Source organism: Lelliottia sp., from assembly GCF_045627565.1.
Lineage (GTDB): Bacteria > Pseudomonadota > Gammaproteobacteria > Enterobacterales > Enterobacteriaceae > Enterobacter.
In genome coordinates, this window is the sequence record NZ_JAZQNX010000024.1 from 81,882 (window position 1) to 108,204 (window position 26,323).

The 26,323-nt window shown below is 53.3% G+C and carries 17 protein-coding genes; 8 read left to right on the forward strand and 9 right to left on the reverse strand.

The annotated features are described in order from the left end of the window. Positions 1-27: 27 nt before the first annotated feature. Genes glpC through glpA form a run of 3 tightly spaced genes read right to left on the reverse strand, consistent with a single transcriptional unit; the run spans position 28 to position 4,092 of the window. Positions 28-1,218, reverse strand: coding sequence for an anaerobic glycerol-3-phosphate dehydrogenase subunit GlpC (glpC, locus tag ACKI5T_RS13475; protein WP_407438065.1), 1,191 nt, complete (start codon positions 1,216-1,218; stop codon positions 28-30). Beyond that, positions 1,215-2,474, reverse strand: coding sequence for a glycerol-3-phosphate dehydrogenase subunit GlpB (gene glpB / locus ACKI5T_RS13480; protein WP_407438067.1), 1,260 nt, complete (start codon positions 2,472-2,474; stop codon positions 1,215-1,217). Before glpB ends, glpC begins: the two co-directional genes overlap by 4 nt. Next, complete coding sequence (gene glpA, locus ACKI5T_RS13485; RefSeq protein WP_407438069.1) at positions 2,464-4,092, reverse strand: anaerobic glycerol-3-phosphate dehydrogenase subunit A; 1,629 nt, start codon at positions 4,090-4,092, stop codon at positions 2,464-2,466. Before glpA ends, glpB begins: the two co-directional genes overlap by 11 nt. A gap of 252 nt (positions 4,093-4,344) precedes the next feature. Here glpA and glpT point away from each other — a divergent pair, with 252 nt between their 5' ends. Next, the gene (gene glpT, locus ACKI5T_RS13490; protein WP_015959802.1) at positions 4,345-5,697 is read left to right on the forward strand and encodes a glycerol-3-phosphate transporter; all 1,353 of its coding nucleotides are present in this window, start codon (positions 4,345-4,347) and stop codon (positions 5,695-5,697) included. A gap of 23 nt (positions 5,698-5,720) precedes the next feature. Here glpT and yfaE read toward each other — a convergent pair whose 3' ends face one another. From yfaE to ubiG, 4 genes are all read right to left on the reverse strand, one after another. Beyond that, positions 5,721-5,975 carry a class I ribonucleotide reductase maintenance protein YfaE gene (gene yfaE, locus ACKI5T_RS13495; RefSeq protein WP_059179300.1) on the reverse strand — a complete coding sequence of 85 codons (255 nt, stop codon included), beginning with the start codon at positions 5,973-5,975 and terminating at the stop codon, positions 5,721-5,723. Further along, on the reverse strand, positions 5,975-7,105 hold the full coding sequence (gene nrdB, locus ACKI5T_RS13500; RefSeq protein ID WP_407438071.1) for a class Ia ribonucleoside-diphosphate reductase subunit beta: 1,131 nt from the start codon (positions 7,103-7,105) through the stop codon (positions 5,975-5,977). The genes yfaE and nrdB overlap by 1 nt, the downstream gene beginning before the upstream one ends. Before the next feature lie 51 nt (positions 7,106-7,156). Then, a complete protein-coding gene (gene nrdA, locus ACKI5T_RS13505) occupies positions 7,157-9,442 on the reverse strand; it encodes a class 1a ribonucleoside-diphosphate reductase subunit alpha (RefSeq protein WP_407438073.1) in 2,286 nt (761 codons plus the stop codon). Positions 9,443-9,793: 351 nt separating this feature from the next. Beyond that, positions 9,794-10,522 carry a bifunctional 2-polyprenyl-6-hydroxyphenol methylase/3-demethylubiquinol 3-O-methyltransferase UbiG gene (gene ubiG / locus ACKI5T_RS13510; protein ID WP_407438075.1) on the reverse strand — a complete coding sequence of 243 codons (729 nt, stop codon included), beginning with the start codon at positions 10,520-10,522 and terminating at the stop codon, positions 9,794-9,796. A gap of 146 nt (positions 10,523-10,668) precedes the next feature. Between ubiG and gyrA the strand changes: the two genes are divergently transcribed. After that, a complete protein-coding gene (gene gyrA / locus ACKI5T_RS13515) occupies positions 10,669-13,335 on the forward strand; it encodes a DNA topoisomerase (ATP-hydrolyzing) subunit A (RefSeq protein ID WP_407438077.1) in 2,667 nt (888 codons plus the stop codon). A 129-nt stretch (positions 13,336-13,464) separates the two neighbouring features. Next, complete coding sequence (rcsC, locus tag ACKI5T_RS13520) at positions 13,465-16,314, forward strand: two-component system sensor histidine kinase RcsC (RefSeq protein WP_407438078.1); 2,850 nt, start codon at positions 13,465-13,467, stop codon at positions 16,312-16,314. Positions 16,315-16,365: 51 nt separating this feature from the next. Here the strand turns inward: rcsC and rcsB are convergent, their stop codons facing one another. Together rcsB and rcsD are read right to left on the reverse strand one after the other, a co-directional pair. Continuing rightward, the gene (gene rcsB, locus ACKI5T_RS13525) at positions 16,366-17,016 is read right to left on the reverse strand and encodes a response regulator transcription factor RcsB (RefSeq protein ID WP_015959795.1); all 651 of its coding nucleotides are present in this window, start codon (positions 17,014-17,016) and stop codon (positions 16,366-16,368) included. Between the two features lie 15 nt (positions 17,017-17,031). After that, positions 17,032-19,704, reverse strand: a complete 2,673-nt coding sequence (rcsD, locus tag ACKI5T_RS13530) for a phosphotransferase RcsD (RefSeq protein ID WP_235133739.1) — start codon at positions 19,702-19,704, stop codon at positions 17,032-17,034. 741 nt (positions 19,705-20,445) lie between these two features. Between rcsD and ACKI5T_RS13535 the strand changes: the two genes are divergently transcribed. The 5 genes from ACKI5T_RS13535 (at position 20,446) to ACKI5T_RS13555 (ending at position 26,242) form a co-directional block, all read left to right on the forward strand. Next, complete coding sequence (locus ACKI5T_RS13535) at positions 20,446-21,564, forward strand: porin OmpC (protein WP_407438080.1); 1,119 nt, start codon at positions 20,446-20,448, stop codon at positions 21,562-21,564. A gap of 115 nt (positions 21,565-21,679) precedes the next feature. After that, the gene (apbE, locus tag ACKI5T_RS13540) at positions 21,680-22,735 is read left to right on the forward strand and encodes an FAD:protein FMN transferase ApbE (protein WP_407438082.1); all 1,056 of its coding nucleotides are present in this window, start codon (positions 21,680-21,682) and stop codon (positions 22,733-22,735) included. A 72-nt stretch (positions 22,736-22,807) separates the two neighbouring features. Next, positions 22,808-23,872 (forward strand): bifunctional DNA-binding transcriptional regulator/O6-methylguanine-DNA methyltransferase Ada, encoded by a 1,065-nt coding sequence (gene ada, locus ACKI5T_RS13545; RefSeq protein WP_407438184.1) that lies wholly within the window; start codon positions 22,808-22,810, stop codon positions 23,870-23,872. Then, the gene (gene alkB / locus ACKI5T_RS13550; protein ID WP_407438083.1) at positions 23,872-24,522 is read left to right on the forward strand and encodes a DNA oxidative demethylase AlkB; all 651 of its coding nucleotides are present in this window, start codon (positions 23,872-23,874) and stop codon (positions 24,520-24,522) included. Before ada ends, alkB begins: the two co-directional genes overlap by 1 nt. Positions 24,523-24,598: 76 nt before the next feature. Further along, complete coding sequence (locus ACKI5T_RS13555; protein WP_407438085.1) at positions 24,599-26,242, forward strand: multidrug ABC transporter permease/ATP-binding protein; 1,644 nt, start codon at positions 24,599-24,601, stop codon at positions 26,240-26,242. Positions 26,243-26,323 lie beyond the last annotated feature (81 nt).

Here is a 26,323-nt window from a genome sequence, read left to right on the forward strand (position 1 = left end):
ATCGGGGCCAAAAGGCCCCGATAGTGATCACCCCAGCGCTTTTGCGAGTAGAGAGATGGGATGTTCGCAGCGTTTGCTGGTGGACATCTCAATTTGCCATTTGCAGGTTTCGCAGTCGGTCACCACGATGTCTGCGCCGCTCTCTTCAATCTGGCGGAACAGGGGCGCACCAATCGCCTGTGACGTCGGGTAGTTTTCGCTTTTAAAGCCGTATGTACCCGCAATCCCGCAGCAGCGCGAATCCAGAACCGTCAGTTCCAGACCCGGAATCAGCCTCAGCAATTCCAGCGTGTAGATCGACCAGCCCATTTTTTCCATATGACAGGGTGTGTGATACACCACTTTCAGCGGCAACGGTTTCAAGGGCAGCGTCTGGCCGTTATCCAGTTTGCGCCACAGGAAACGCGTTGCCAGCTCAATGTGCTCGCGCAGATCGCTGTTTTCCACATCCAGCACATGCGGGTACTCATCGCGCAACGTAAAGGTACAGGTGGACGAGGTAGCAAGCACCGGAATGCCTTTCCCGACAATCGCTTCTCGAAGAGACGACACATTGCTTTGCGCCTGTTTACGCGCTTTGTTGGTAAAGCCGTTAGCGATCAGCGGCACGCCGCAGCACTTCTCTTTATTCAACAGCTGCACGCCGGTGCCCATCGCGTTTAACACCGTGATCAGATCTTTGCCCAGCTGCGGGTGGTTATAGTTCACATAACAGCCATGGAAAAAGGCCGCCTGATCGGCGTAAGTTGCCTGCGCCTCGGCGACCGATTTGTACCAGCGGCGGAAGGTGCCGTGTGAATATTTTGGCAGGCTGCGGTGATGATCGATTTTAAGCGCTACGTCGAGCAACTGACGCACCGGCTTCAGTGAGGTCGCGGCATTCACCAGTGGCGCAAACGGGGTTGAAACGCTGCCCATCAGATCCGTGTGGCTCAAAATGATATCGCGCAGTTTTGGCGTCTGTTTGCTGTATTGCGCTCGCGCACGCTGAATGATGTCACCGATTTTGACATCGGAAGGGCACGCGACTTCGCAACGTTTGCAGTTGATACAGTATTTCAGCGCCTCATCGTACAAAGCGCCATCTTTCAGGCGCAGGCGCTCGCCATCTGGCCCCGCCTGTTTCGGCCCAGGATAATGCGGATTCACGCTGCTGACCGGGCAGACCGTGGTGCACACGGTGCACTTGATGCAGCTTTCAAAACGGGTGTCGTTCATTGCTCGTCTCCTGCACGCTGGCAAATCTGTTCTGCGGCATACAGGGCGGTGATAGCGCACACGCCGCCACCGCAGCCCAGTGCGATGGGATCAAAGCCGCCCAACACGGAACCGATAGCGTAAAGATTATCGACGGGCGAGCCGGAAAGCTGCGGCCGTAGGGTGTTGTCTGTAATGACGCCAAACTGCTGCCACGGCTGCGGAGCGAAGAAATCGCTTTGATACCAGTCCGCTCGGGAGGCATTTTGCCGCACATCCAAACCCAGCACGGCTTCGCGTATTCCTTCGCGTGTGCTGATAAGGCCGTTGCTGAAAAAACTGCCGCTCGCCAGCACCACAAACTGCGGACGTAGCGGGATATCGCCATGATTTCGCGTCCAAAGGGCACTCACGACACCGTTGTCGAGCGTCACTTTTTTGACATCATCACCTGCCATCCAGACGCCGCCCTGGGCAATAAACTGGCGCTGGAGTTGATTGTGCAAGCGTATGCCCGGCACCGAAGGCGGAAGGGTCGGCAGTAAATAGAGTGCGCACGCTAGTCGGTCTGACAGCCAACGCCAGAGGCGATTATCCGCCAAACCAAAACAGGCCGGCATGTACAGCGCATCACAACCCTGGCTGAGCGGCTGTAAGGCGTCGAACAGCAGCGGCCATTTATCATCGTTATCAAGAAAACGGGCGATATTTACCGCGCGAAACTCGCTGGCGTTATCACGCAGCACGTCCAGTTCCGGCAACTCTATTTCTGCGGTATCGGCGCTGATGCCCTGATTACGCAGCGATGCGGCGGCAAGATGGGCCTGAAAATCCAGAAAACCGCTAATACCGACCACACATACGCGCTGCGATTGAATCGGGGCGACGGGAACCTCTTCAGGGCTGAGCCATGCCGGACGCAGCATGCCGAGCGGGGTGACGCGCTGATGATTTTGACGCGCATGGCCGCGCAGTCGCGCCCCGCACGTGGCGAGCAACGTTTCAGTCTCATCGGCAAGACGCGCGATGTTGTCCGTGCCCACTAGCCGGTAGGGATGCTCTGCGGGCAATGCATCGGGGTTTTGCAATGCCATTAACGGCGTGTCTACCGCGGAGCCGTCTGGCAGCGCGCCCAGCAAATCCAGCGATCCGGAAGAAAAATGCAGAGCGCTTTGGCCACGACTGACAATCGCGCATCGCAGACCGCGCTGCGTAAGCTTAAGCCCGCACAGGATCCCTGCCAGACCGCCGCCGATAATCACCGTTTCAAATTTCATCGTGCTGCTCCTTTTCCAGTCCGCATAATCCCTGATATACCCAGCGGGTGAATTCGCTTTCGCGCAGCGCATCGCCCCAGGCGACAGGCTGCACGCCTTTCCAGCGTTCGTTGAGGAACTCGCTCAACTGCGCGAGCGACTGCGCTGATGTGGTGACGTTGAAGCGCTGCAAAAGCCCGGCAGCGCGACACGCGCACAGTTCGCCCTGACAGGTCCCCATGCCGACTCGGGTCCGGCGACGTAAATCGAGCAGATTATTGACCGTCAGATTTTCAACCGCATATTGCACTTCGCCCGCCGTTACGGCTTCGCATTCGCACACCAGACTGCGGCTGAGACGGCTCTGGCCGAGCCAGGCTGGCGTGCGGTCGCCGTGGCGGTAGAGGGCCGAACCGCGCAGTGGTGCGGGGAGCGAGATGATTTTTTGCAGCGTTTTTTCGCTGGATTCCTGCGAGCCTGGCAGAGGGCGTTGCGCCGTGGAGCAGGGCTGCGTGTTGCCCAGCTTCTGGCACACGGCGTCTGTCGCCCACTCGGCCATCAATCGATAAGTCATCAATTTGCCGCCGGTGATGGTAATAAAACCTTCCATTCCATCGCGTTTGGCGTGGTCCATCAGGACAATCCCACGGCTGACGTTGCGCCCGGTGGGGTCGTCGTCACTGGCTACCAGCGGACGTACGCCTGCATACGCGCGAAGAATGCGCGTTTGCGCCATGACAGGGGCCAGTTTTTCGCCTTCGCGCAACAGGATATCCACCTCTTCGGCGGTGACGCGATTGCAGTCGATATCGTTATAGTCGATGTGCATGGACGTGGTGCCAATGAGCGAAATGGTATCGCCGGGCACCAGAATGTCCGCGTCGGACGGCTTGCGGCAACGGTTGATGACGTGATTGTTGATGCGGTGATCGAGGATCAATAGCGAGCCTTTGGCCGGGAACATACGGATGGAGAGGTCGGCATATTCTGCGATGCGCTGACCCCAAATTCCGGCGGCGTTGACCACCACGTCGGCATACAGCTCGCTGTGTTCGCCGTAAAGCGTGTCATACACGCGCACGCCCCGCACGGTATCGCCGTCGCGGATAAGGCCGGTGACTTCATGCGCCGTCAGAACGATTGCGCCATGCTCGCGCGCGTCAAGCATGTTAGCGGCGGTCAGACGGAAGGGATCGACGGTTCCATCGGGCACTTTCACTGCGCCAATGAGCGCGGGATTCACCGAAGGTTCAAGACGTCTGGCGAGCGCGGGATCGAGCATTTCGGCGCGAATACCGGCTTCGGTGCAGGCACGGACGAAGGTCTGCTGAAACGCGAGATCGTCTTCGGGCAGGGTAATAAACAGGCCGTCGGTAGGCTCAATGCAGTGGCGGGCGATGCGTTTGAGAATTTGGTTTTCTGCGATGCACTCGCGGGCGGACTCGTTGTCGGTCACCGCGTAGCGCGCCCCGCTGTGCAGCAAGCCATGGTTTCGCCCGGTCGCACCGGTGGCGATATCGTGACGCTCCAGCAGCGTAACCTTTAGTCCACGCAGGGCGCAGTCTCGTGCGATACCAGCCCCTGTTGCGCCGCCGCCGATGATAATCACATCGCTATAACGAGGATCGCGTAGTGTCATTATCTTCCCTCATGTTCGTTTTTTACTATTCAGCCACATTAATAGTGTGGTTTGTTTGATTTCGAACATAATCGAGCGCAATACGAAACTAAAGCGTGATCCCATGCGCTTATTTGCTCACGTTGTCATATTTCTGTAACAATCTGTGCGTTGATTCACAGTAACAATCGCTGTGATTTTTTAACATCGCGGCCTCTGGAATCGGGGGGCCACACGACCTCGAAAATTTATGACATGGCCACGGAGGCTCTAATGCTCAGTATCTTCAAACCTGCGCCGCATCAGGCGCGCGTGTCAGAGGCAGAAGTCGACCCGCTGTACCGTCGCCTGCGTTGGCAGATTTTCCTCGGTATTTTCTTCGGCTACGCCGCTTACTATCTGGTGCGTAAGAACTTTGCGCTGGCGATGCCGTATCTGGTTGAACAAGGATTTTCACGCGGTGATTTAGGTTTTGCCTTGTCGGGCATTTCGATTGCCTATGGGTTTTCCAAATTCATAATGGGGTCCGTTTCAGATCGCTCGAACCCGCGCGTCTTCTTGCCCGCGGGTTTGATTCTGGCGTCCGCGGTGATGTTGTTTATGGGCTTTGTGCCGTGGGCAACGTCCAGTATTGCCATCATGTTTGTTCTGCTGTTCCTGTGCGGTTGGTTCCAGGGGATGGGGTGGCCGCCGTGCGGGCGTACCATGGTGCACTGGTGGTCGCAGAAAGAGCGCGGCGGGATTGTGTCAGTGTGGAACTGCGCGCATAACGTCGGGGGTGGTATTCCTCCGCTGCTGTTCCTGCTGGGGATGGCGTGGTTTAACGACTGGAAAGCGGCGCTGTATATGCCTGCTTTTGGGGCCATCGTTATTGCGATCATTGCTTTTGCTCTGATGCGTGATACCCCGCAATCGTGCGGTCTTCCGCCGATTGAAGAGTATAAAAATGACTACCCGGACGATTACAACGAGCAGCATGAAGAAGAGCTGACGGCAAAACAGATCTTCATGAAGTACGTCCTGCCCAACAAACTGTTGTGGTACATCGCTATCGCCAACGTGTTTGTCTATCTGCTGCGTTACGGCATCCTCGACTGGTCGCCGACCTATCTGAAAGAAGTGAAGCATTTCGCACTGGATAAGTCGTCGTGGGCCTATTTCCTGTATGAATACGCCGGTATTCCAGGCACGCTAATTTGCGGCTGGATGTCGGACAAAGTGTTCAGAGGCAACCGTGGTGCAACGGGCGTGTTCTTTATGACGCTCGTGACCATCGCCACTATCGTGTACTGGCTGAATCCACCAGGAAATCCGGGCGTGGATATGGCCTGTATGATTGTGATCGGTTTCCTGATTTACGGTCCAGTGATGCTGATTGGTCTGCACGCGCTGGAACTCGCGCCGAAAAAAGCCGCAGGCACTGCAGCGGGCTTTACCGGTCTGTTCGGCTATCTTGGTGGTTCAGTCGCGGCCAGCGCCATCGTGGGTTACACGGTCGACTTCTTCGGCTGGGATGGTGGCTTTATGGTGATGATTGGCGGCAGCATTATGGCGGTATTACTGCTGATCGTCGTGATGATTGGCGAAAAACGCCATCATGCAGAGATGATGCAGAAACGAGGCTAAAAAAATGCCCGCGTAAGCGGGCATTACATTTCGATTTCGATATCGCCTTTTGCCCGGCAACAGCAGGGCAAAATTTCCCCATCGTTGATAAACGCCAGCGGTTCCGTTAGCCAGTCCACTTGTCCTGCCACTAAACGACAGCGGCATGAGCCGCAGTAGCCCGCACGGCACTGATACTCAACTTCCACCTGATGCGACTCCAGAGCCACCAGCAGGGAAGGGTGTTCTTCCCGGCACAACACTTCTGTACCGGAAAGGCTTAACGTTACGCGGCTCATCAGAGCTGGAAATCGCTCAGATCGTCAGTGTTCACTTCGGAATCGATCTGACCGACCAGATAAGAACTCACTTCCACTTCCTGCGGCGCAACCTGCACGTTATCGGACACCAGCCAGGTGTTGATCCACGGAATCGGGTTGGAGCGCGTTTTGAACGGTAGCTCAAGCCCTACAGCCTGCATGCGGATGTTGGTGATGTACTCAATGTACTGGCACAGAATATCTTTGTTCAGGCCGATCATGGAGCCATCGCGGAACAGGTAGTCTGCCCACTCTTTTTCCTGCTGGGCGGCCAGCACGAACAGGTCATAGCATTCCTGTTTGCACTCTTCGGCGATCTCCGCCATTTCCGGGTCGTCCACGCCGCTGCGCAACAGGTTCAGCATATGCTGAGTGCCGGTCAGATGCAGCGCTTCGTCACGGGCGATCAGACGAATGATTTTGGCGTTACCTTCCATCAGTTTGCGCTCGGCAAACGCAAACGAGCAGGCAAAGCTGACGTAGAAGCGGATCGCTTCCAGCGCGTTGACGCTCATCAGGCACAGGTACAGCTGTTTTTTCAGCGCCCGCAGATTGACGGTCACGGTTCTGCCGTTAACGGAGTGCGTGCCTTCACCCAGCAGATGCCAGTAGCTGGTCATCTCGATCAGCTCATCGTAATAGTGGGAAATGCCTTCCGCGCGTTTCTGGATCTGCTCGTTGGTGACGATATCGTCAAACACCACCGCCGGATCGTTAACGATGTTACGGATGATATGGGTGTAAGAACGCGAGTGGATCGTCTCGGAAAACGCCCAGGTTTCCACCCACGTTTCCAGTTCCGGAATCGAGATCAGCGGCAGCAGCGCCACGTTTGGGCTACGGCCCTGAATGGAATCCAGCAGCGTCTGGTACTTCAGGTTGCTGAGGAAAATGTGCTTTTCATGATCCGGTAACGCCTGGAAATCGATACGATCGCGAGAAACGTCTACTTCTTCCGGACGCCAGAAGAAGGAGAGTTGCTTTTCGATCAGCTTTTCGAAAATGTCATATTTTTGCTGATCGTAGCGTGCCACGTTGACCGGCTGACCAAAAAACATCGGCTCTTTGAGCTGGTCGTTTTTCGTCTGTGAAAAGGTGGTATATGCCATGAATAGATGTCCTGTCTTACGAAATAAAGGCGGGGATATCCCCGCCCTTCATTAGATCTTACATGCGCCGCTTTCGCAGCCATCGTCCTGAATTGAAGGTGCCATATCGTCCTGTGCATCTTCCGCACCGTCACGGGTGTTGTGATAGTACAGAGTTTTTACGCCAAATTTATAGGCGGTCAGCAGGTCTTTCAGCAACTGCTGCATCGGCACTTTTCCTGACGGGAAGCGCGTCGGATCGTAGTTGGTGTTAGCAGAGATAGACTGGTCGATAAACTTCTGCATGATGCCCACCAGCTGCAGGTAACCGTCATTGTTCGGCATTTCCCACAGCAGCTCGTAGCTGTCTTTCAGCAGTTCATAATCCGGTACAACCTGACGCAGCACGCCGTCTTTCGACGCTTTGATGCTAACGTGGCCGCGCGGTGGCTCAATACCGTTGGTGGCGTTGGAGATCTGCGAAGAGGTCTCTGACGGCATGAGCGCAGACAGCGTGGAGTTACGCAGGCCGTGGGTCTTGATAGACTCACGCAGCGTTTCCCAGTCAAGATGCAGCGGCTCGTTGACGATCGCATCCAGGTCTTTCTTATAGGTGTCGATCGGCAGAATGCCTTTCGCGTAGGTGGTTTCGTTGAACCACGGGCACGCGCCTTGCTCTTTCGCCAGTTCGTTAGAGGCTTTCATCAGGTAATACTGAATCGCTTCGAACGTTTCGTGCGTCAGGTTGTTGGCGCTGCCATCGGAGTAACGCTTGCCGTTTTTCGCCAGCCAGTAGGCGAAGTTGATCACGCCAATACCCAGCGTACGACGACCCATTGCGCCGCGTTTCGCCGCCGGAATTGGGTAATCCTGATAATCCAGCAGGGCATCCAACGCACGAACCGCCAGCACCGCCAGCTCTTCCAGCTCGGCCAGGCTCTTGATCGCACCCAGGTTGAATGCGGACAGCGTACACAGCGCGATTTCGCCGTTTTCGTCGTTTACGTCGTACAGCGGTTTGGTCGGCAGAGCGATTTCGAGGCACAGATTAGACTGGCGCACTGGCGCAATGGCCGGATCAAACGGGCTGTGGGTGTTGCAGTGGTCAACGTTCTGGATATAGATACGGCCAGTAGAAGCACGTTCCTGCATCATCAGAGAGAACAGGTCAACGGCTTTCACGCGCTGCTTACGGATGCTGTCATCTTGCTCGTATTGTGTATACAGACGCTCAAATTCATCCTGGTCGGCGAAGAACGCATCGTACAGGCCCGGCACGTCGGATGGGCTGAACAGGGTGATGTCCTGGCCTTTCAGCAGGCGGGTGTACATCAGTTTGTTGATCTGTACGCCGTAGTCCATATGACGAACGCGGTTGCCTTCAACGCCACGGTTGTTTTTCAGAACCAGCAGGCTTTCGACTTCCAGGTGCCACATTGGGTAGAACAGCGTGGCTGCACCGCCGCGTACGCCGCCCTGAGAGCAGGATTTCACCGCAGTCTGGAAGTGTTTGTAGAACGGGATACAGCCGGTGTGGAATGCTTCACCGCCGCGAATTGGGCTGCCCAGCGCACGAATGCGACCGGCGTTGATTCCGATACCAGCACGCTGGGAAACGTATTTTACAATGGCGCTTGAGGTGGCGTTGATGGAATCCAGGCTGTCGCCGCACTCGATCAGCACGCAGGAGCTGAACTGACGCGTCGGGGTGCGCACGCCAGACATAATTGGCGTAGGCAGAGAAATTTTAAAGGTGGATACGGCGTCGTAAAAACGCTTCACGTATTCCAGGCGCGTTTCACGCGGATAGTTCGAGAACAGGCACGCGGCGACCAGAATATACAGGAACTGCGCACTCTCGTAGATTTCGCCGGTGACGCGGTTCTGGACCAGGTATTTACCTTCCAGCTGCTTCACCGCGGCGTAGGAGAAGTTCATGTCGCGCCAGTGGTCGATAAACCCGTCCATCTGCTTGAACTCTTCTTCCGTGTAGTCTTCCAGCAGATGCGCGTCATATTTGCCCAGCTCAACCATTTTCGTGACGTGATCGAGCAGCGCTGGCGGCTCAAACTGACCGTACGCTTTTTTGCGCAGGTGGAAAATGGCAAGGCGCGCGGCCATGTACTGGTAATCCGGCGCTTCGCGGGAGATCAGGTCGGCTGCGGCTTTGATAATGGTTTCATGAATATCGGAGGTCTTAATCCCGTCGTAGAACTGAATATGTGAGCGCAGTTCAACCTGGGAGATAGATACGTTGTTCAGTCCTTCTGCTGCCCAGTCGAGAACTCGATGGATTTTGTCGAGATTGATACGCTCGGTAGTACCGTCGCGCTTTGTCACCAGCAGACTCTGATTCATGTGGGTTTTTACCTGTCCGTGAAATAAAAAAAATATCCCCCCGCTTATCCACAGAACCGTCTTGTGATTAACTCTGTGGATAAATACTACATATAGGGGGTTTGCGATAAGAGAAACGCTATATGGTGAGTATTCTAGTATCGAATCATTTCAGTACAAGGGTTGATTTTGAGGTTAAATTGAGGTTGTGAAAGGGTAAAAAAGCCTAAGTCCTCGTGCTATAAGGCCTGGACGTCATGTCAATATTTCAGAAAAAAAATTCAAAATTTGATCGAGTGCTGATTTCTTCAACGAGAGGTCAGAATTGCGCAACGTAATGTCGCGCAATCTTTATAAGAATAACGAATGACGTTAGTCGTTTTTTGCCGTCGTGTGCAACATATAGTTAACATCCACACCCGGCGCGAGCTTGAATTTGTCGGTTAATGGATTGTAATGCAAGCCGGTGATGTGTTGCTCTTTCAGCCAGGTCAGATCTACCCAGCCTAATAATTCAGCAGGCTTGATGAATTTCTTCACGTCATGGGTTCCTTTCGGCACCATGCGCAGTACGTATTCCGCCCCCACCACCGCCATCAACCACGCTTTCCCGTTACGGTTAATCGTCGAGAAGAAGACTTGCCCACCGGGTTTCACCAGAGCGGCGCAGGCGTTAACCACCGATTGCGGGTCGGGAACGTGTTCGAGCATTTCCATGCAGGTGACAATATCGTATTGATGCGCATGTTTAGCGGCGTGCTCTTCAACGGTTTCCTGAACGTAGTCAACCTGAATACCGGATTCCAGCGCATGCAGACGAGCAACCTGGAGCGGTTCAAAACCCATGTCCAGGCCGGTGACCGTTGCGCCTTCACGCGCCATGCTTTCGGCCAGAATGCCGCCGCCGCAGCCGACATCGAGCACTTTTTTACCGAACAGACCGCCGGAGCGCTCCGCGATATAGCCCAAACGCAGCGGGTTAATGCGGTGCAGAGGTTTGAACTCACCGTCGAGATCCCACCAGCGGGACGCCACCGCTTCAAATTTGGCGATCTCTGCATGGTCGACGTTGTGAGCTACCGGGGATTTTTCGGCATTCATGGGCGCTTTTACTCCTTAATTCGCAAGAGGATCGAGTATATCAGGCTCTCCCCGCGAATAAACCATACAGGTTTACCTGTATGGGAGCGATTGTGTTATAATTTGCGACCTTTGAATCCGGGATACAGTAGAGGGATAGCGGTTAGATGAGCGACCTTGCGAGAGAAATTACACCGGTTAACATCGAGGAAGAGCTTAAGAGCTCCTATCTGGATTATGCGATGTCGGTCATTGTTGGCCGTGCGCTGCCAGACGTCCGAGATGGCCTGAAGCCGGTACACCGTCGCGTACTATACGCCATGAACGTATTGGGCAATGACTGGAATAAAGCCTACAAAAAATCTGCCCGTGTCGTTGGTGACGTCATCGGTAAATATCACCCTCATGGTGATACTGCCGTATATGACACGATCGTCCGTATGGCGCAGCCTTTCTCCTTACGTTACATGCTGGTGGATGGCCAGGGTAACTTCGGTTCTGTCGATGGTGACTCCGCTGCGGCGATGCGTTATACGGAAATCCGTATGTCGAAAATCGCCCATGAGCTGATGGCCGACCTGGAAAAAGACACGGTTGATTTCGTCGATAACTACGACGGCACCGAGCGTATTCCTGATGTTATGCCGACCAAGATCCCGAACCTGTTGGTTAACGGTTCTTCCGGTATCGCCGTCGGTATGGCCACGAACATTCCGCCGCACAACATTACTGAAGTCATTAACGGCTGCCTCGCCTACATCGACGATGAAGAAATCACCGTTGAAGGGCTGATGGAACACATTCCAGGCCCGGACTTCCCAACTGCCGCCATCATCAATGGCCGCCGTGGTATAGAAGAAGCGTACCGCACCGGTCGTGGCAAGATTTACATTCGCGCCCGCGCGGAAGTGGAAGCTGACGCGAAAACCGGTCGTGAAACCATTATCGTCCATGAAATTCCATACCAGGTGAACAAAGCTCGCCTGATCGAGAAAATCGCGGAGCTGGTAAAAGAAAAACGCGTTGAAGGCATCAGCGCGCTGCGTGACGAGTCTGATAAAGACGGTATGCGCATCGTGATTGAAATCAAACGCGACGCGGTGGGTGAGGTTGTACTGAACAACCTGTACTCCCAGACTCAGCTTCAGGTTTCCTTCGGTATCAACATGGTTGCGTTGCACCATGGCCAGCCGAAGATCATGAACCTGAAAGATATCCTGAGCGCGTTCGTGCGTCACCGCCGTGAAGTGGTGACTCGCCGTACTATTTTCGAACTGCGTAAAGCGCGCGATCGTGCGCACATTCTGGAAGCGCTGGCTGTTGCACTGGCCAACATCGACCCGATCATCGAGTTGATCCGTCGTGCGCCAACGCCTGCGGAAGCAAAAGCAGGATTGGTTGCTCAGCCGTGGGCATTGGGCAACGTGTCTGCCATGCTGGAACGTGCGGGTGATGACGCGGCGCGTCCTGAGTGGCTGGAACCTGAATTTGGCGTGCGTGACGGTCAATATTACCTGACCGAACAGCAGGCACAGGCGATTCTGGATCTGCGTTTGCAGAAACTGACTGGCCTTGAGCATGAAAAACTGCTCGACGAGTACAAAGAGCTGCTGGAGCAGATTGCAGAACTTCTGCATATTCTCGGTAGCGCCGATCGTCTGATGGAAGTGATCCGCGAAGAGCTGGAGCTGGTCCGCGACCAGTTTGGTGATGCGCGTCGTACTGAAATCACGGCGAATACGTCTGATATCAACATTGAAGATCTGATCAACCGCGAAGATGTGGTTGTGACCCTGTCTCATCAGGGCTATGTGAAGTATCAGCCGTTGACCGACTACGAAGCTCAGCGTCGTGGTGGTAAAGGCAAATCGGCAGCACGTATCAAAGAAGAAGACTTTATCGACCGCCTGCTGGTGGCGAACACCCATGACACGATCCTCTGCTTCTCCAGCCGTGGTCGTTTGTACTGGATGAAAGTGTATCAGCTGCCAGAAGCGAGCCGTGGGGCACGTGGTCGTCCGATCGTCAACCTGCTTCCGCTTGAGCCAAACGAGCGTATCACCGCGATTCTGCCGGTACGCGAGTACGAAGAAGGCGTGAACGTCTTTATGGCTACCGCGAGCGGTACCGTGAAGAAAACCGCGCTGACCGGCTTCAGTCGTCCACGTTCTGCCGGGATTATCGCCATCAACCTGAACGAAGGCGATGAACTGATCGGTGTGGATCTGACTTCTGGTTCTGACGACGTCATGTTGTTCTCTGCCGCCGGTAAAGTGGTGCGCTTTAAAGAGAACGCCGTACGCGCAATGGGTCGTACTGCGACCGGTGTTCGCGGTATCCGACTGGCGGGTGAAGACAGCGTTGTTTCCCTGATTATTCCGCGCGGTGAAGGCGCTATCCTGACCGTGACGCAGAATGGTTACGGTAAACGAACTGCGGAAGGGGAATACCCAACCAAGTCTCGTGGCACGCAGGGTGTTATCTCCATCAAAGTGACCGAGCGTAACGGCTCTGTTGTGGGCGCGGTGCAGGTTGATGACTGCGACCAGATCATGATGATCACCGATGCTGGTACGTTGGTGCGTACGCGTGTGTCTGAGATCAGCGTGGTAGGGCGTAATACTCAGGGCGTGATCCTCATCCGTACTGCGGAAGACGAAAACGTGGTGGGTCTGCAACGTGTTGCTGAGCCAGTGGATGACGAAGAACTTGATTCCATCGACGGTAGCGTCGCGGAAGGTGACGATGAAATCGCACCGGAAACCGAGACCGATGAAGCTGATTCTGAAGAAGCAGATTCTGATGACGATGCGGCAGATGATGCCGAAGAGTAATGTCTCCTGACATAAAAAGGGCCGGATTCCGGCCCTTTCTTTTTTGCAGACAACTGAGCATTGCGGCACGTCGCGTTTACCGCTACCTTAACCACATTCTTTTGCCTCTGACGGCGGAGCTTCGCCCCCTTGAAATACCTCGTCTCCTTTCGCACCACTCTTAAAGTCTCTCGCTATCTTTTTCGCGCGCTGGCGTTATTGCTTTGGTTACTGGTTGCCCTTTTTTCGGTGTTTTACATCGTTAATGCGCTGCATCAGAAGGAGTCAGAGATCCGTCAGGAGTTTAATTTAAGTTCCGATCAGGCCCAGCGTTACATTCAGCGTACGACTGATGTCATGAAAGAGCTGAAGTACATTGCTGAAAACCGTCTGACGGCGGAGAACGGCATTCTGGCCACGCGCGGGCGAAATGACAAACCAGAAGTTCCGGATTTCGAACCGTTATTCCCCGACTCCGATTGCTCGACGATGGGTACAGCCTGGCGCGGCTCGCTTGAGTCACTGGCCTGGTTTATGCGCTACTGGCGCGATAATTTCTCCGCTGCCTACGATCTCAATCGGGTATTTCTCATCGGCAGCGAGAATCTCTGTTTAGCCGATTTTGGTCTGCGGGATGTGCCGGTTGAGCGCGAGGATGCGCTAAAAAGTTTGCACGAACGCATCATGAAATACCGCAGTGGTCCGCAGGACGAACGTGGCAATAATATCTTCTGGATAAGCCAGGGGCCGCGTCCGGGGGTGGGTTATTTCTACGCCCTCACGCCGGTGTATCTCGCTAATCGCCTGCAAGCACTGCTGGGTACTGAACAAACGATTCGCATGGAGAACTTCTTCACGCCGGGCAGTCTGCCTATGGGGGTGACAATCCTCGATGAAAATGGTCATACGCTGATTTCGCTGACCGGGCCTGAAAGCCGCTTAAAAATTGATCCTCGCTGGATGCAGGAACGCTCCTGGTTTGGCTATACGTCGGGCTTCCATGAGCTGGTGCTCAAGAAAAGTTTACCGCCTTCGTCACTGAGCATTGTCTATTCCGTTCCTGTTGATATGGTGCTGGAACGCATTCGGATGCTCATTCTTAACTCCATCCTGTTGAATGTGCTGGTGGGGATCGCGTTGTTCATGCTGGCGCGCATGTATGAGCGTAAAATTTTCATCCCGGCAGAGAGCGACGCTCAACGCCTGGAAGAGCACGAGCAATTTAACCGTAAAATAGTCGCCTCGGCACCCGTTGGGATTTGTATCCTCCGTACGCAGGATGGGACCAATATCCTGAGTAATGAACTGGCGCATAACTATCTGAACATGCTGACGCATGAAGACCGGCAGCGACTGACGCAGATCATCTGCGGGCAGCAGGTCAACTTTGTCGACGTGTTAACCAGTAATCACACCAACCTGCAAATAAGCTTTGTCCATTCGCGCTATCGCAATGAGAACGTGGCGATCTGCGTGCTGGTGGACGTGTCTTCACGCGTAAAAATGGAAGAGTCGTTACAAGAAATGGCGCAGGCAGCGGAACAGGCCAGCCAGTCTAAGTCGATGTTCCTCGCGACCGTGAGCCATGAGCTGCGCACGCCGCTGTACGGCATTATTGGTAACCTCGATCTGCTGCAAACGAAAGAGCTGCCGAAGGGGGTTGAGCGTCTGGTCACGGCGATGAACAACTCTTCAAGCCTGCTGCTGAAAATTATCAGCGACATTCTCGACTTCTCCAAAATTGAGTCTGAACAGCTCAAAATCGAACCGAGCGAGTTTTCACCGCGTGAAGTCATGAACCATATCAGCGCTAACTATATGCCTCTGGTGGTCCGCAAACAGCTCGGGCTGTACTGCTTTATCGAGCCGGATGTGCCGCTGACGCTGCTGGGCGATCCGATGCGTTTACAACAGGTTATTTCAAACCTGCTCAGCAACGCGATTAAGTTCACCGATGTCGGCTGTATCATTTTGCATGTTTCTCGCGCAGGGGATTATTTAAGCATTCGCATCCGCGATACCGGCGTCGGTATTCCTGCAAAAGAAGTGGTGAAACTGTTCGATCCGTTCTTCCAGGTGGGAACCGGGGTGCAGCGTAACTTCCAGGGGACCGGGCTGGGGCTGGCCATTTGCGAGCAGCTGATCAGCATGATGGATGGCGATATTTCTGTCGATACCGAACCGGGCATGGGCAGCCAGTTTACGATCCGCATCCCGCTCTATTCTGCTCAATACCCGGTGAAAAGTCCGGCGGAAGGGTTGAGCGATAAGATGTGCTGGTTGTCGGTGCACAACGCGTCGCTGTATAGCTTCCTGGAGTCATTGCTCTCGAACCGAGGCATTCGTGTCGCGCGCTTTGAAGCAGGGCAAAAAACGGACCCTGACGATACGCTGATTACAGACGTTGAGGTCGATCCTTCCTGGCGGGGCAGAGCCGTGATTACATTCTGTCGTCGCCATATTGGTATTCCCCAGGAGCGCGTTCCAGGGGAGTGGACGCACAGTGTGGCAACGCCGCATGAGATTCTGCATTTGCTGGCACATATCTACAATGTGGAAGGGGATGCCCACGACGGTGGTACCGCGCTGCCTTCGCCGCAGTCAGCTGTTGCGATGAATGATGACATGATGATTCTGGTGGTGGATGACCATCCAATCAATCGTCGTCTGCTGGCCGATCAGCTCGGCTCGCTGGGATATCAATGTCTGACTGCAAATGATGGCGTGGATGCGCTGAACGTGCTGAGTAAAAATCACATCGATATTGTGCTCAGTGACGTGAACATGCCAAACATGGACGGGTATCGTCTCACCCAGCGCATTCGCCAGCTTGGGATGACCTTGCCGGTTATCGGTGTCACCGCCAACGCGCTGGCCGAAGAGAAAGAGCGTTGTCTGGAGTCGGGCATGGACAGTTGCCTGTCAAAACCGGTGACGCTCGATGTCATTAAACAGACGTTGTCGATTTACGCGGACCGCGTCAGGAAATCGAGGGCATAAAAAAACCCGGCTAGCGCAAGCGCTGCCGGGTTTTTTATCACCAGAACGGAATCAGTCTTTATCGACTGCGCTCAGGGTAACCGAAGAGAGATAATTCAACAGGGCGATATCATTCTCCACGCCCAGCTTCATCATCGCCGATTTCTTCTGGCTACTGATGGTTTTGATACTGCGGTTCAGCTTCTTGGCAATTTCAGTGACCAGGAAACCTTCAGCGAACAGGCGCAGCACTTCACTTTCTTTCGGTGATAAACGTTTGTCACCGTAACCACCCGCGCTGATTTTCTCAAGCAGGCGAGAAACGCTTTCAGGGGTAAATTTCTTGCCTTTCTGCAATGCAGCCAGAGCCTTAGGCAGATCCGTAGGCGCGCCTTGTTTCAGGACAATCCCTTCAATGTCGAGTTCCAGCACGGCGCTCAAAATCGCCGGGTTATTGTTCATGGTCAGAACAATAATTGAAATACTCGGAAAGTGGCGCTTGATGTATTTGATCAGTGTGATCCCATCGCCGTACTTATCTCCAGGCATGGAGAGGTCAGTAATGAGCACGTGTGCATCAAGTTTCGGAAGATTATTTATAAGTGCTGTAGAGTCTTCAAATTCACCGACAACATTCACCCACTCGATCTGTTCAAGTGATTTGCGAATACCGAACAGTACAATCGGGTGGTCGTCGGCAATAATTACGTTCATATTGTTCATGTAAAGGCTACCTTGCTACAGCAAGCTTTTGACGTAGGCGTCAATGTCGCTGATGTATTTTTCTGTGCCAGAAGCATCCTTCTCACGAATAAGATGTTCCAGCGTTTCACATAACTGCTTGCCCGGAACCAGATTAAGCATGGCAAACACCCCTTTAAGCCGGTGTGCTGTCTGTGTCAGCGCGGCGAAATCCTTCGCGGCGGACTCAGTATACAACCGCTTAACATCATCTGGTACTGTATCTACAAATAGGGAATAGTATCCGCTGGCCTGGAGTTCGGCATTTTCATCGCCACCCAATGGGGACTCCAGTATCTCTTCTTGCGCCAGATTCTCTTCTATTAGTTGTAGTACAGCTTCCTGCATCGCATTGCTCATATTAAAGTTGACGCGCAGCTGACCGGGGCCGATTTTCCGCACGCCTGACTCATCATCGCTTAAAAGCAAGCCCGAGGCAGTAAGATTAGACGGATTATCAGTTAAAAAGAGATCATATTCTTGACTCGTGAGCCTTTCATCCGGGTTTATGCAGGCCGCACCCCAGTTTTCGAGTTGGCGAACCACGATGTTGCGTATTTCGCTGGACGTCACATCCACCATCACGATCACATCATCCAGCAGGCGCTCTTCGTCCTCTTCCTGAGGATTTGCGTCCATTTTGACATGCAGTGAATAGCGGGTACCCAGCGACTCCCGAGCCTTAATATTCAGGTGTCCACCAAGCTTACGCGCCAGTTGATCGCACAGCCAGAAGGTGAGGGCGTTGGCTTTTCCGTAGCTATCACTCTGCGTGTCGTTCAGGAACGGGAAGTGTAAATTATCGATTTCGCTCATCGTCACGCCTTCCCCTGTATCCAGAATACGGATTGTCAGGCGATCTTCGGCGGACTCATCCGTACCCACTTCCAGCGTAATTTTGCCGATTTGCGTGGTGGTGACGGAGTATTGAATCAGCATTAACACGATGCGACGTAACGCTTCGCGATCGCCATGACGTTCATCGTTGGCAGGCAGATTGTTGTTGATCAGCAATTGCAAGCCTTTGCGCTTGATAACGGGCAGGACTTCGGGCACCACTTCGTTAATCAGATCCTGAACCGAAAATAGCGTAGAGCTTCCTTTCCATGTGTCGTTTTCAAGCATGTTAGCTAACTGGATTTCATCAACCATGCGCACAAGCGTATCCGCCTGATTGGCCAACTGATGGCTCTCTGGCGTGCTTAAACTCGCTGCCTGGCTGGCAAGCTCTTTCAACGGACGCTTGAACGCATCACCAATGTTTTGCATAAACGCCGCGCGGCCCTGCTGATTTTTCTCATACAGCCTCTGCGCTTGTTTCAGCTTCTTGTTCACCAGCACTTCTCTGTCCTGATCACGAATGATGAAGATCTGAGTACGCGAAGCGACCTGGCTGCGGAACTGACGAATTTCGTACAGTTCATTATTAATGGTGGCCTGAATCACCCCCTGATGCTGGTCAGCCATGGTGGTGATGTTTTGCAGATTAAGATGTGGCAACAGGTGATCGGCAATCTTGTTGCTCATAATCGTGCGATTGGCCTCCTGGTCATGCACCAGAAGCCCCAGTGGTAGCACCGATACGATCTCTTCATTCAACGCGCGTAACACGCGTAATTCATTGTTAGAGCTTGAAGACGACGTATGCTCAGTCTGACGGCCAGGCTGAAAGCGGAAGGTGGTATAACCAAACAGCGCCAGCGCTAACAGAGCAATGTTGAGCAGCAGCGGCAGCAAGATGTTTTGCAGTGTGTCGAGCAATAGCGTTCCGAAGGGAACCTGCCAAACCAGGCGCATACCGGTGGAATTCAGGGATGAAGAGATCTCAATCTTCGAGCCGTTAAAGGTAATGGACGCGCTTTCCGGGCCGTCTTTTTTATCCGCTGGTGTACGCATATTTTGCACTGAAGTGTCTGGCTCAAGACGGAAACTGTCCAGCGGCATATCAGGTGGAATGAGATCGTTAATCGGCAGATCAAACGCGACAACCGTCGCCAGATGCCCGGGCTGGTTAAACGTGGTACGCAGGGTGAAGTAATGCCCGTTTTGCCAGGCAAGACGGCGAAGGGAAGAGAAACTCTCGCGTTCGTCCAGGGTATTGGCCTGCTGGAGCATTTCTGCACGGCGGGAATCCACAATCGAGCCAATGGAGGACTCTTTAAAACCTGAGGAGAGATCTTTCAACGGCAGCGTGGAGATCAGGATCATGCTGTTATCCTGGCCATTAAGATAGTACATCGACCAGGGGACCGTTTCCGCGCCCCAGAGCGTGTCGAGATACGTCGAGATTCGCTGTGTCATCTCAAGCGTTGCGCTGTCATGAGAACCAAAAATTAACGCTTCGGTTTTGCGGCGCGTTTTTTCGAGATAATAGACGTCCTGTTTGAGACGCGTTTCCTGCAAACCTTCCCCCGAGGCCGTTCCCGGCGCTGCGGCGATATTATCGTAAATCTGCCAGGTCGCGTAGCGCCAGGTATCGATACGCTTATGCACCGCATGGGTGATATCGACGATTTGATAGCTACGGTCTTTCAGCCAGGTGTTGACCGCGCTCTGCACCATCACTCCCATCGTCACTAACAGCACAACGATCAATAGAAGAAAGAAACGAGTGATGCTCCCAGGAAGAAGGGAGAATTTACCAGGTGCTGTGGTTTCAGACTGACTCATTAATGTGATTAACCCGTGATGGCCGCACGTAAAGACGATAGGGCAGTATAAAGGGTAATACCTGAATTTCCAGTATCGAGGCCCGGCGGGGAGAGACTTTTTCGCGCTATATCAACGCCGCACAAAGCCGTATCGAAAGTGTACAACCGGAACAGTATTGTACAAATAAATACCGATGGCGCGAATAAATAGCACGAATTAACAAGAAATTAGGAAGTGGATAATTATCGGAAGCGAATTTAGGCGTTATCTGAGAATTAGTTAATAGTCGTTATAATTTCAATGCGGTAGCACAAAATTATTCGCGTAACGTAAAGAAGGGTAAAAAAAAACCGAATGCATTGCACTCGGCTCAATTAGGGATAAACAGACATTCGAAAATGAATGACGGTAATAAATAAAGTTAATGATGATAGCGAGAGTTATTTTAGAGATCTCTTGTGATTTTGTTTTGACAATCAGTGCGGTAATGTAATCTTTTATAACTAATTGATTTTAAAATTAAAAATTTGATTGTTGATTTTAAGTGCTTTGTATTTTAGCTATTTGTGCTATTGAGAAGTTCCCTGATATTTACAATTTGAAATACCTTTTGGTAACAATGAAACATCTTCAAAGTTTTCGTATCATATTCGTATTGGATTATTCTGTATTTTTGCGGAGAATGAAGTAGCCGACTGGTTAAGAGGGTTAACCAGTAAGCAGTGGCAATTATAAGGCATATAACAGAGGGTTAATAAAATGAAAGTTAAAGTTCTCTCCCTCCTGGTACCAGCTCTGCTGGTAGCAGGCGCAGCAAATGCGGCTGAAATTTATAACAAAGATGGCAACAAATTAGATCTGTTCGGTAAAGTCGACGGCCTGCACTATTTCTCTGACGACAAAGGTAACGACGGCGATCAAACCTACATGCGTATCGGCTTCAAAGGCGAAACGCAGGTAAACGATCAGGTGACCGGTTATGGTCAGTGGGAATACCAGGTTCAAGGTAACACCAGCGAAAGCGAAAACCAGTCCTGGACGCGTGTTGCCTTCGCGGGGCTGAAATTCGGTGACGCAGGTTCCTTCGATTATGGTCGTAACTACGGCGTAATCTACGACGTGACTTCCTGGACCGATGTTCTGCCAGAATTTGGCGGTGATACTTACGGTGCAGATAACTTCCTGCAATCTCGTGCAAACGGCGTCGCGACTTACCGTAACCAGGATTTCTTCGGCCTGGTTGATGGCTTGAACTTTGCTCTGCAGTACCAGGGCAAAAACGGCAGCGTAAGCGGCGAAAATGACAGTGGACGCAGTACCCTGAAACAAAATGGCGACGGCTACGGTGCGTCTCTGACCTACGATCTGGGCGAAGGCTTTAGCGTCGGTGGTGCGATGGCTTCTTCTAAACGTACTGCGGACCAGAATGCAGCAGGCGTTTACGGTGAAGGCGACCACGCTGAAGTTTACAGCGGCGGCCTGAAATATGATGCGAACAACATCTATCTGGCAGCACAGTACTCCCAGACTTATAACGCAACCCGCTTTGGTAATTCTCAGGGCAGCAGCGACATCTACGGTTTTGCTAACAAAGCGCAAAACTTCGAAGTGGTTGCGCAGTATCAGTTCGACTTCGGTCTGCGTCCTTCCGTGGCTTACCTGCAGTCAAAAGGTAAGGACGTAAGCAACAACACCACTAACTTCGGCGATCAGGATCTGCTGAAATATGTTGATGTTGGCGCGACTTACTACTTCAACAAAAACATGTCCACCTACGTGGACTACAAAATCAACCTGCTGGATGAAAATAACTTCACCAAACAGGCTGGTGTAGGTACTGACGATATCGTTGCTCTGGGTCTGGTTTACCAGTTCTAAGACGCAGTCAGTCACTGAAAGGGGCCAACGGGCCCCTTTTTCTATGCTTTTTTAGGGTCTTACTGAAGACGCGTTTTGGTATACTCTTGCCGCCCAGGCATGAGGATAATAACGAATGGAAATGACTTTTTGGCGAGCCGGCATTTTGTCGGTATTTTTCTTACTTTCGGCATGCGATTCTTCTTCCCCTACCACGACAGAAAATGCGCCAGCGGCAACCGTTCTGGAAGGCAAAACCATGGGAACGTCCTGGCGCGTGAGCGTCATGAATATAGACAAAAATCGCGTGGATGAACTTCGCGGTAAAATCCAGTCCCAGCTTGATGCTGACGATCAGCTGCTTTCTACCTATAAAAATGATTCCGCGCTAATGCGCTTCAACCTGTCGAACAGCACATCGCTTTGGCCTGTGAGTGAGGCAATGGCCGATATCGTTACCGAGTCCCTGCATGTCGGCTATAAAACTAACGGGGCGATGGATATCACCGTCGGGCCCCTGGTGAATTTATGGGGCTTTGGACCAACAAAACAGCCGGAGACGGTACCGAGTCAGGCTCAGATTGACGATGCGCGCGCGCGCACTGGACTGCACCATCTGAGCGTATTGAATCAGTATGGGCAGCAGTACTTGCAAAAAGACATTCCCGACCTGTTTGTCGATCTCTCCACAGTTGGCGAGGGATACGCGGCGGATCATCTCGCCGCGCTGATGGCTCAGGAGGGGATCTCTCGTTATCTGGTTTCCGTCGGGGGCGCACTCGTGAGCCGCGGTCTCAATGCCAGCGATCAATCCTGGCGTGTCGCTATCCAAAAGCCAACAGATCAACAAAATGCGGTGCAGGCCATTGTGGATATCAACGGCCATGGCATCAGCACATCCGGCAGCTATCGCAACTATTACGAGCTGAACGGCAAGCGTCTTTCGCACGTGATCGACCCCAGGACGGGGCGCCCGATCGCACACAATCTGGTTTCCGTGACGGTGATTGCACCGACGGCACTGGAGGCTGATGCCTGGGATACCGGACTGATGGTCCTCGGGCCGGAAAAGGCCAAAGAAGTGGTGCGTCAGGAAGGGTTGGCGGTCTACTTGATTACCAAAGAGGGGGAGAATTTTAAAACCTGGATGTCGCCGCAGTTTCACGCGTTTCTGATCGAAGAACAACATTAAAAAGCAAGGTTGCGGGTTTTTGTTCAGTGGCGCTCGGGCATTGTTTGAGTATGCTTGAATGAGGAGCCTATGATGAAAAACCTGACGCTGAATACTGATGACGATCGCTGGCTGGCCGTGATGGCCCGCGATCCTGCCGCCGACAACCAGTTTGTTTTCGCTGTCCAGACAACCGGTATCTTTTGCCGCCCTTCGTGCCGGGCGCGTCATGCCCTGCGAAAAAACGTTGTGTTTTACCCCGATTCACATCATGCCCAACAGGCAGGGTTTCGCCCCTGCAAACGCTGTTTGCCCGATCGGGCAGATCCGCAAGCGCATAAGATAGCGAAAGTCGAAAAAGCCTGCCGCTTGCTCGAGCAGGAACAACCGCTGACGCTGGATGCACTGGCGGAACAGGTCGCTATGAGTGCTTTTCATTTCCATCGTCTCTTCAAATCCGTGACCGGAATGACGCCAAAAGCCTGGCAACAGGCGGCGCGTGCGCGACGTTTACGCAGCGCGCTGACGCAGGGCGAAAAAATCACCGACTCGGTGTTGGCCGCGGGATTCCCGGATAGCAGCTCCTACTATCGCAAAGCGGACGAAACGCTGGGCATGACGGCAAAACAGTATCGCAATGGCGCGAGTAATGTGTCCGTGCGCTTCGCGGTGACGGATTGTGAACTTGGCCGCTGCCTTGTGGCCGAAAGTGAACGCGGTATTTGCGCTATTTTACTCGGTGACAAAGACGATGCGCTGATTGACGAGCTGCACACGCTTTTCCCTCTGGCTCAGTCTGAATCGACCGATGGGGAATTCACGGCGCGTATCGATCGGGTTATCCGTACTCTGACGCACCATGAGAGGGCGCTGGCGTTGCCGCTGGATATTCGCGGGACCGCGTTTCAGCAGCAGGTCTGGCAGGCGTTGCGGGCGATACCTTGTGGGGAAACGGTAAGCTATCAGCAGATCGCACAAGCCATCGGAAAACCCAATGCGGTGCGCGCCGTGGCGAGTGCCTGCGCCGCCAATAAGCTGGCTATCGTGATCCCGTGCCACCGCGTGGTGCGTCGCGATGGCGCACTGGCCGGCTATCGATGGGGAGTCGAGCGCAAGGCGCAGTTACTTAAGCGTGAGGCCAACATTCAGGAGGAGTAATGCTCGATTTATTTGCTGATGAGCAGCCCTGGCAAGAGCCGTTGGCGGCGGGGGCTGTCGTTCTTCGCCGCTTTGCTGTCGCCAGTGCCGCCGCGCTTTTACACAATATTGAAGCGGTAGCGGCTATTTCACCGTTTCGTCATATGGTGACGCCGGGCGGTTACACCATGTCGGTGGCGATGACCAGCTGCGGTGGACTCGGCTGGACGACTAACGATCGTGGTTATCTCTATTCCTCCGTCGACCCAGCGACTCAGCGCCCGTGGCCGCCGATTCCTGCGGTATTCAATGCGCTTTGCCATGAAGCAACTGTCGCGGCGGGTTATCCCGATTTTAAGCCCGACGCCTGCCTGATCAACCGTTATGCACCGGGCGCAAAACTGTCGTTACACCAGGATAAAGACGAACCCAATCTGCGTGCGCCGATTGTCTCCGTGTCGTTGGGGGTGCCCGCGATCTTTCAGTTTGGCGGCTTGCAGCGTAACGATCCGCTGAAACGGCTGATGCTGGAACACGGTGATGTGGTGGTGTGGGGCGGTGAATCCAGGTTGTTTTACCATGGGATTCAACCAATTAAGCATGGTCAGCATCCATTAACAGGTGAATACCGCTACAACCTAACTTTCCGCCAGGCTTCCAATGGCGAATAAAAATAAGAATTATTCTTGATGTGAGCGTCGGGCAGTTTACACTGCTGGCTGTTTTTTCTTGCCCGGATCGCTTTGCATGCAACTACTTTTACTCGTCTGGCGTCAGTACCGTTGGCCGTTTGTCGCGGTGATGGCGCTCAGCCTTGCCAGCGCCGCGCTGGGGATTGGTTTAATCGCCTTTATCAACGTGCGTCTGATCGAAATGGTCGACTCTTCATTGTCGGTGCTGCCCGAATTTTTGGGTCTGCTACTGCTGCTGATGGCGGTGACGCTGGCGTCGCAGCTGGCGCTCACGACTCTGGGACACCACTTTGTTTATCGCCTGCGCGGTGAATTTATCAAACGTATTCTGGACACTCAGGTTGAGCGCATTGAGCAACTCGGCAGCGCGTCACTATTGGCCGGACTGACCAGCGACGTGCGTGCAATTACGATTGCTTTTGTGCGCTTACCGGAACTGGTGCAGGGGATCATTCTCACCTTCGGATCTGCGGCTTATCTTGCCTGGCTATCGACCAAAATGTTAGCCGTCACAGCGCTATGGATTGTCGTCACCATCTGGGGAGGCTACATGCTTGTGGCGCGCGTCTACAAGCATATGGCCGTGCTGCGTGAAACCGAAGACAAGCTGTATAACGATTATCAGACGGTGCTGGAAGGGCGCAAAGAGCTGACGCTTAACCGTGAACGCGCCGAACATATTTTCAACAATCTCTACATTCCCGATGCTCGCGAGTACCGTCATCATATTATTCGCGCCGATACGTTCCATTTGAGCGCCGTTAACTGGTCAAACATCATGATGCTGGGTGCGATTGGCCTGGTGTTTTGGATGGCGAACAGCCTGGGTTGGGCAGATACTAACGTGGCGGCGACGTATTCGCTGACGCTACTGTTCCTGCGTACACCGCTGCTGTCTGCGGTTGGCGCGCTGCCCACGCTGCTTAGCGCGCAAGTGGCTTTCAGAAAGCTTAATCAGTTTGCTCTGGCCCCTTTCAGACCTGAATTCCCGCGCCCTGAGGCTTTCCCTGACTGGAAAACGCTGGAACTGCGTAACGTCATGTTCCACTACCAGGACAATAATTTTGCGGTAGGTCCGGTGAACCTGACCATTAATCGCGGGGAGATGCTGTTTCTGATTGGCGGTAACGGCAGCGGAAAATCTACGCTGGCGATGCTGCTGACCGGGCTGTATCAGCCCCAGTCGGGTGAGATTTTGCTGGATGGTAAACCGATTTCCGCTCAAAAACCGGAAGACTATCGCAAGCTATTTTCCGCGGTCTTTACCGACGTGTGGCTCTTTGATCAACTGTTAGGATCGGAAGGTAAACAGGCCAATCCGGAGCTGGTCGATAAATGGCTTGAGCAGCTGAAAATGTCGCACAAGCTGGAGCTTCAGGACGGAAAAATCCTGAACCTTAAACTGTCAAAAGGGCAGAAAAAACGCGTGGCGCTGCTGCTGGCGTTAGCCGAAGAGCGCGATATCATCCTGCTGGATGAATGGGCTGCTGACCAGGACCCGCATTTCCGTCGCGAGTTCTATCAGGTGTTGCTGCCACTCATGCAGGAGATGGGCAAAACGATTTTTGCCATCAGTCACGACGATCACTACTTTATTCACGCCGACCGGTTACTCGAGATGCGTGACGGTCAGTTAAGTGAATTAACGGGTGAGGAGCGCGATGCCGCCTCGCGTGATGCGGTCGCACGTACTGCTTAACGAACGCAGGGTATCGTTCTGATGCCCTTATTTCGCCCTCCCATCCATCGAGAGGGCGAAATTTCACTTAATCGTATTTTT

Excerpts from the sequence above, each read along its gene's own strand:
- glpC (WP_407438065.1), bottom strand. The coding sequence starts at position 1,218 with ATGAACGACACCCGTTTTGAAAGCTGCATCAAGTGCACCGTGTGCACC.
- glpB (WP_407438067.1), bottom strand. The coding sequence starts at position 2,474 with ATGAAATTTGAAACGGTGATTATCGGCGGCGGTCTGGCAGGGATCCTG.
- glpA (WP_407438069.1), bottom strand. The coding sequence starts at position 4,092 with ATGACACTACGCGATCCTCGTTATAGCGATGTGATTATCATCGGCGGC.
- glpT (WP_015959802.1), top strand. The coding sequence starts at position 4,345 with ATGCTCAGTATCTTCAAACCTGCGCCGCATCAGGCGCGCGTGTCAGAG.
- yfaE (WP_059179300.1), bottom strand. The coding sequence starts at position 5,975 with ATGAGCCGCGTAACGTTAAGCCTTTCCGGTACAGAAGTGTTGTGCCGG.
- nrdB (WP_407438071.1), bottom strand. The coding sequence starts at position 7,105 with ATGGCATATACCACCTTTTCACAGACGAAAAACGACCAGCTCAAAGAG.
- nrdA (WP_407438073.1), bottom strand. The coding sequence starts at position 9,442 with ATGAATCAGAGTCTGCTGGTGACAAAGCGCGACGGTACTACCGAGCGT.
- ubiG (WP_407438075.1), bottom strand. The coding sequence starts at position 10,522 with ATGAATGCCGAAAAATCCCCGGTAGCTCACAACGTCGACCATGCAGAG.
- gyrA (WP_407438077.1), top strand. The coding sequence starts at position 10,669 with ATGAGCGACCTTGCGAGAGAAATTACACCGGTTAACATCGAGGAAGAG.
- rcsB (WP_015959795.1), bottom strand. The coding sequence starts at position 17,016 with ATGAACAATATGAACGTAATTATTGCCGACGACCACCCGATTGTACTG.
- rcsD (WP_235133739.1), bottom strand. The coding sequence starts at position 19,704 with ATGAGTCAGTCTGAAACCACAGCACCTGGTAAATTCTCCCTTCTTCCT.
- ACKI5T_RS13535 (WP_407438080.1), top strand. The coding sequence starts at position 20,446 with ATGAAAGTTAAAGTTCTCTCCCTCCTGGTACCAGCTCTGCTGGTAGCA.
- apbE (WP_407438082.1), top strand. The coding sequence starts at position 21,680 with ATGGAAATGACTTTTTGGCGAGCCGGCATTTTGTCGGTATTTTTCTTA.
- ada (WP_407438184.1), top strand. The coding sequence starts at position 22,808 with ATGAAAAACCTGACGCTGAATACTGATGACGATCGCTGGCTGGCCGTG.
- alkB (WP_407438083.1), top strand. The coding sequence starts at position 23,872 with ATGCTCGATTTATTTGCTGATGAGCAGCCCTGGCAAGAGCCGTTGGCG.
- ACKI5T_RS13555 (WP_407438085.1), top strand. The coding sequence starts at position 24,599 with ATGCAACTACTTTTACTCGTCTGGCGTCAGTACCGTTGGCCGTTTGTC.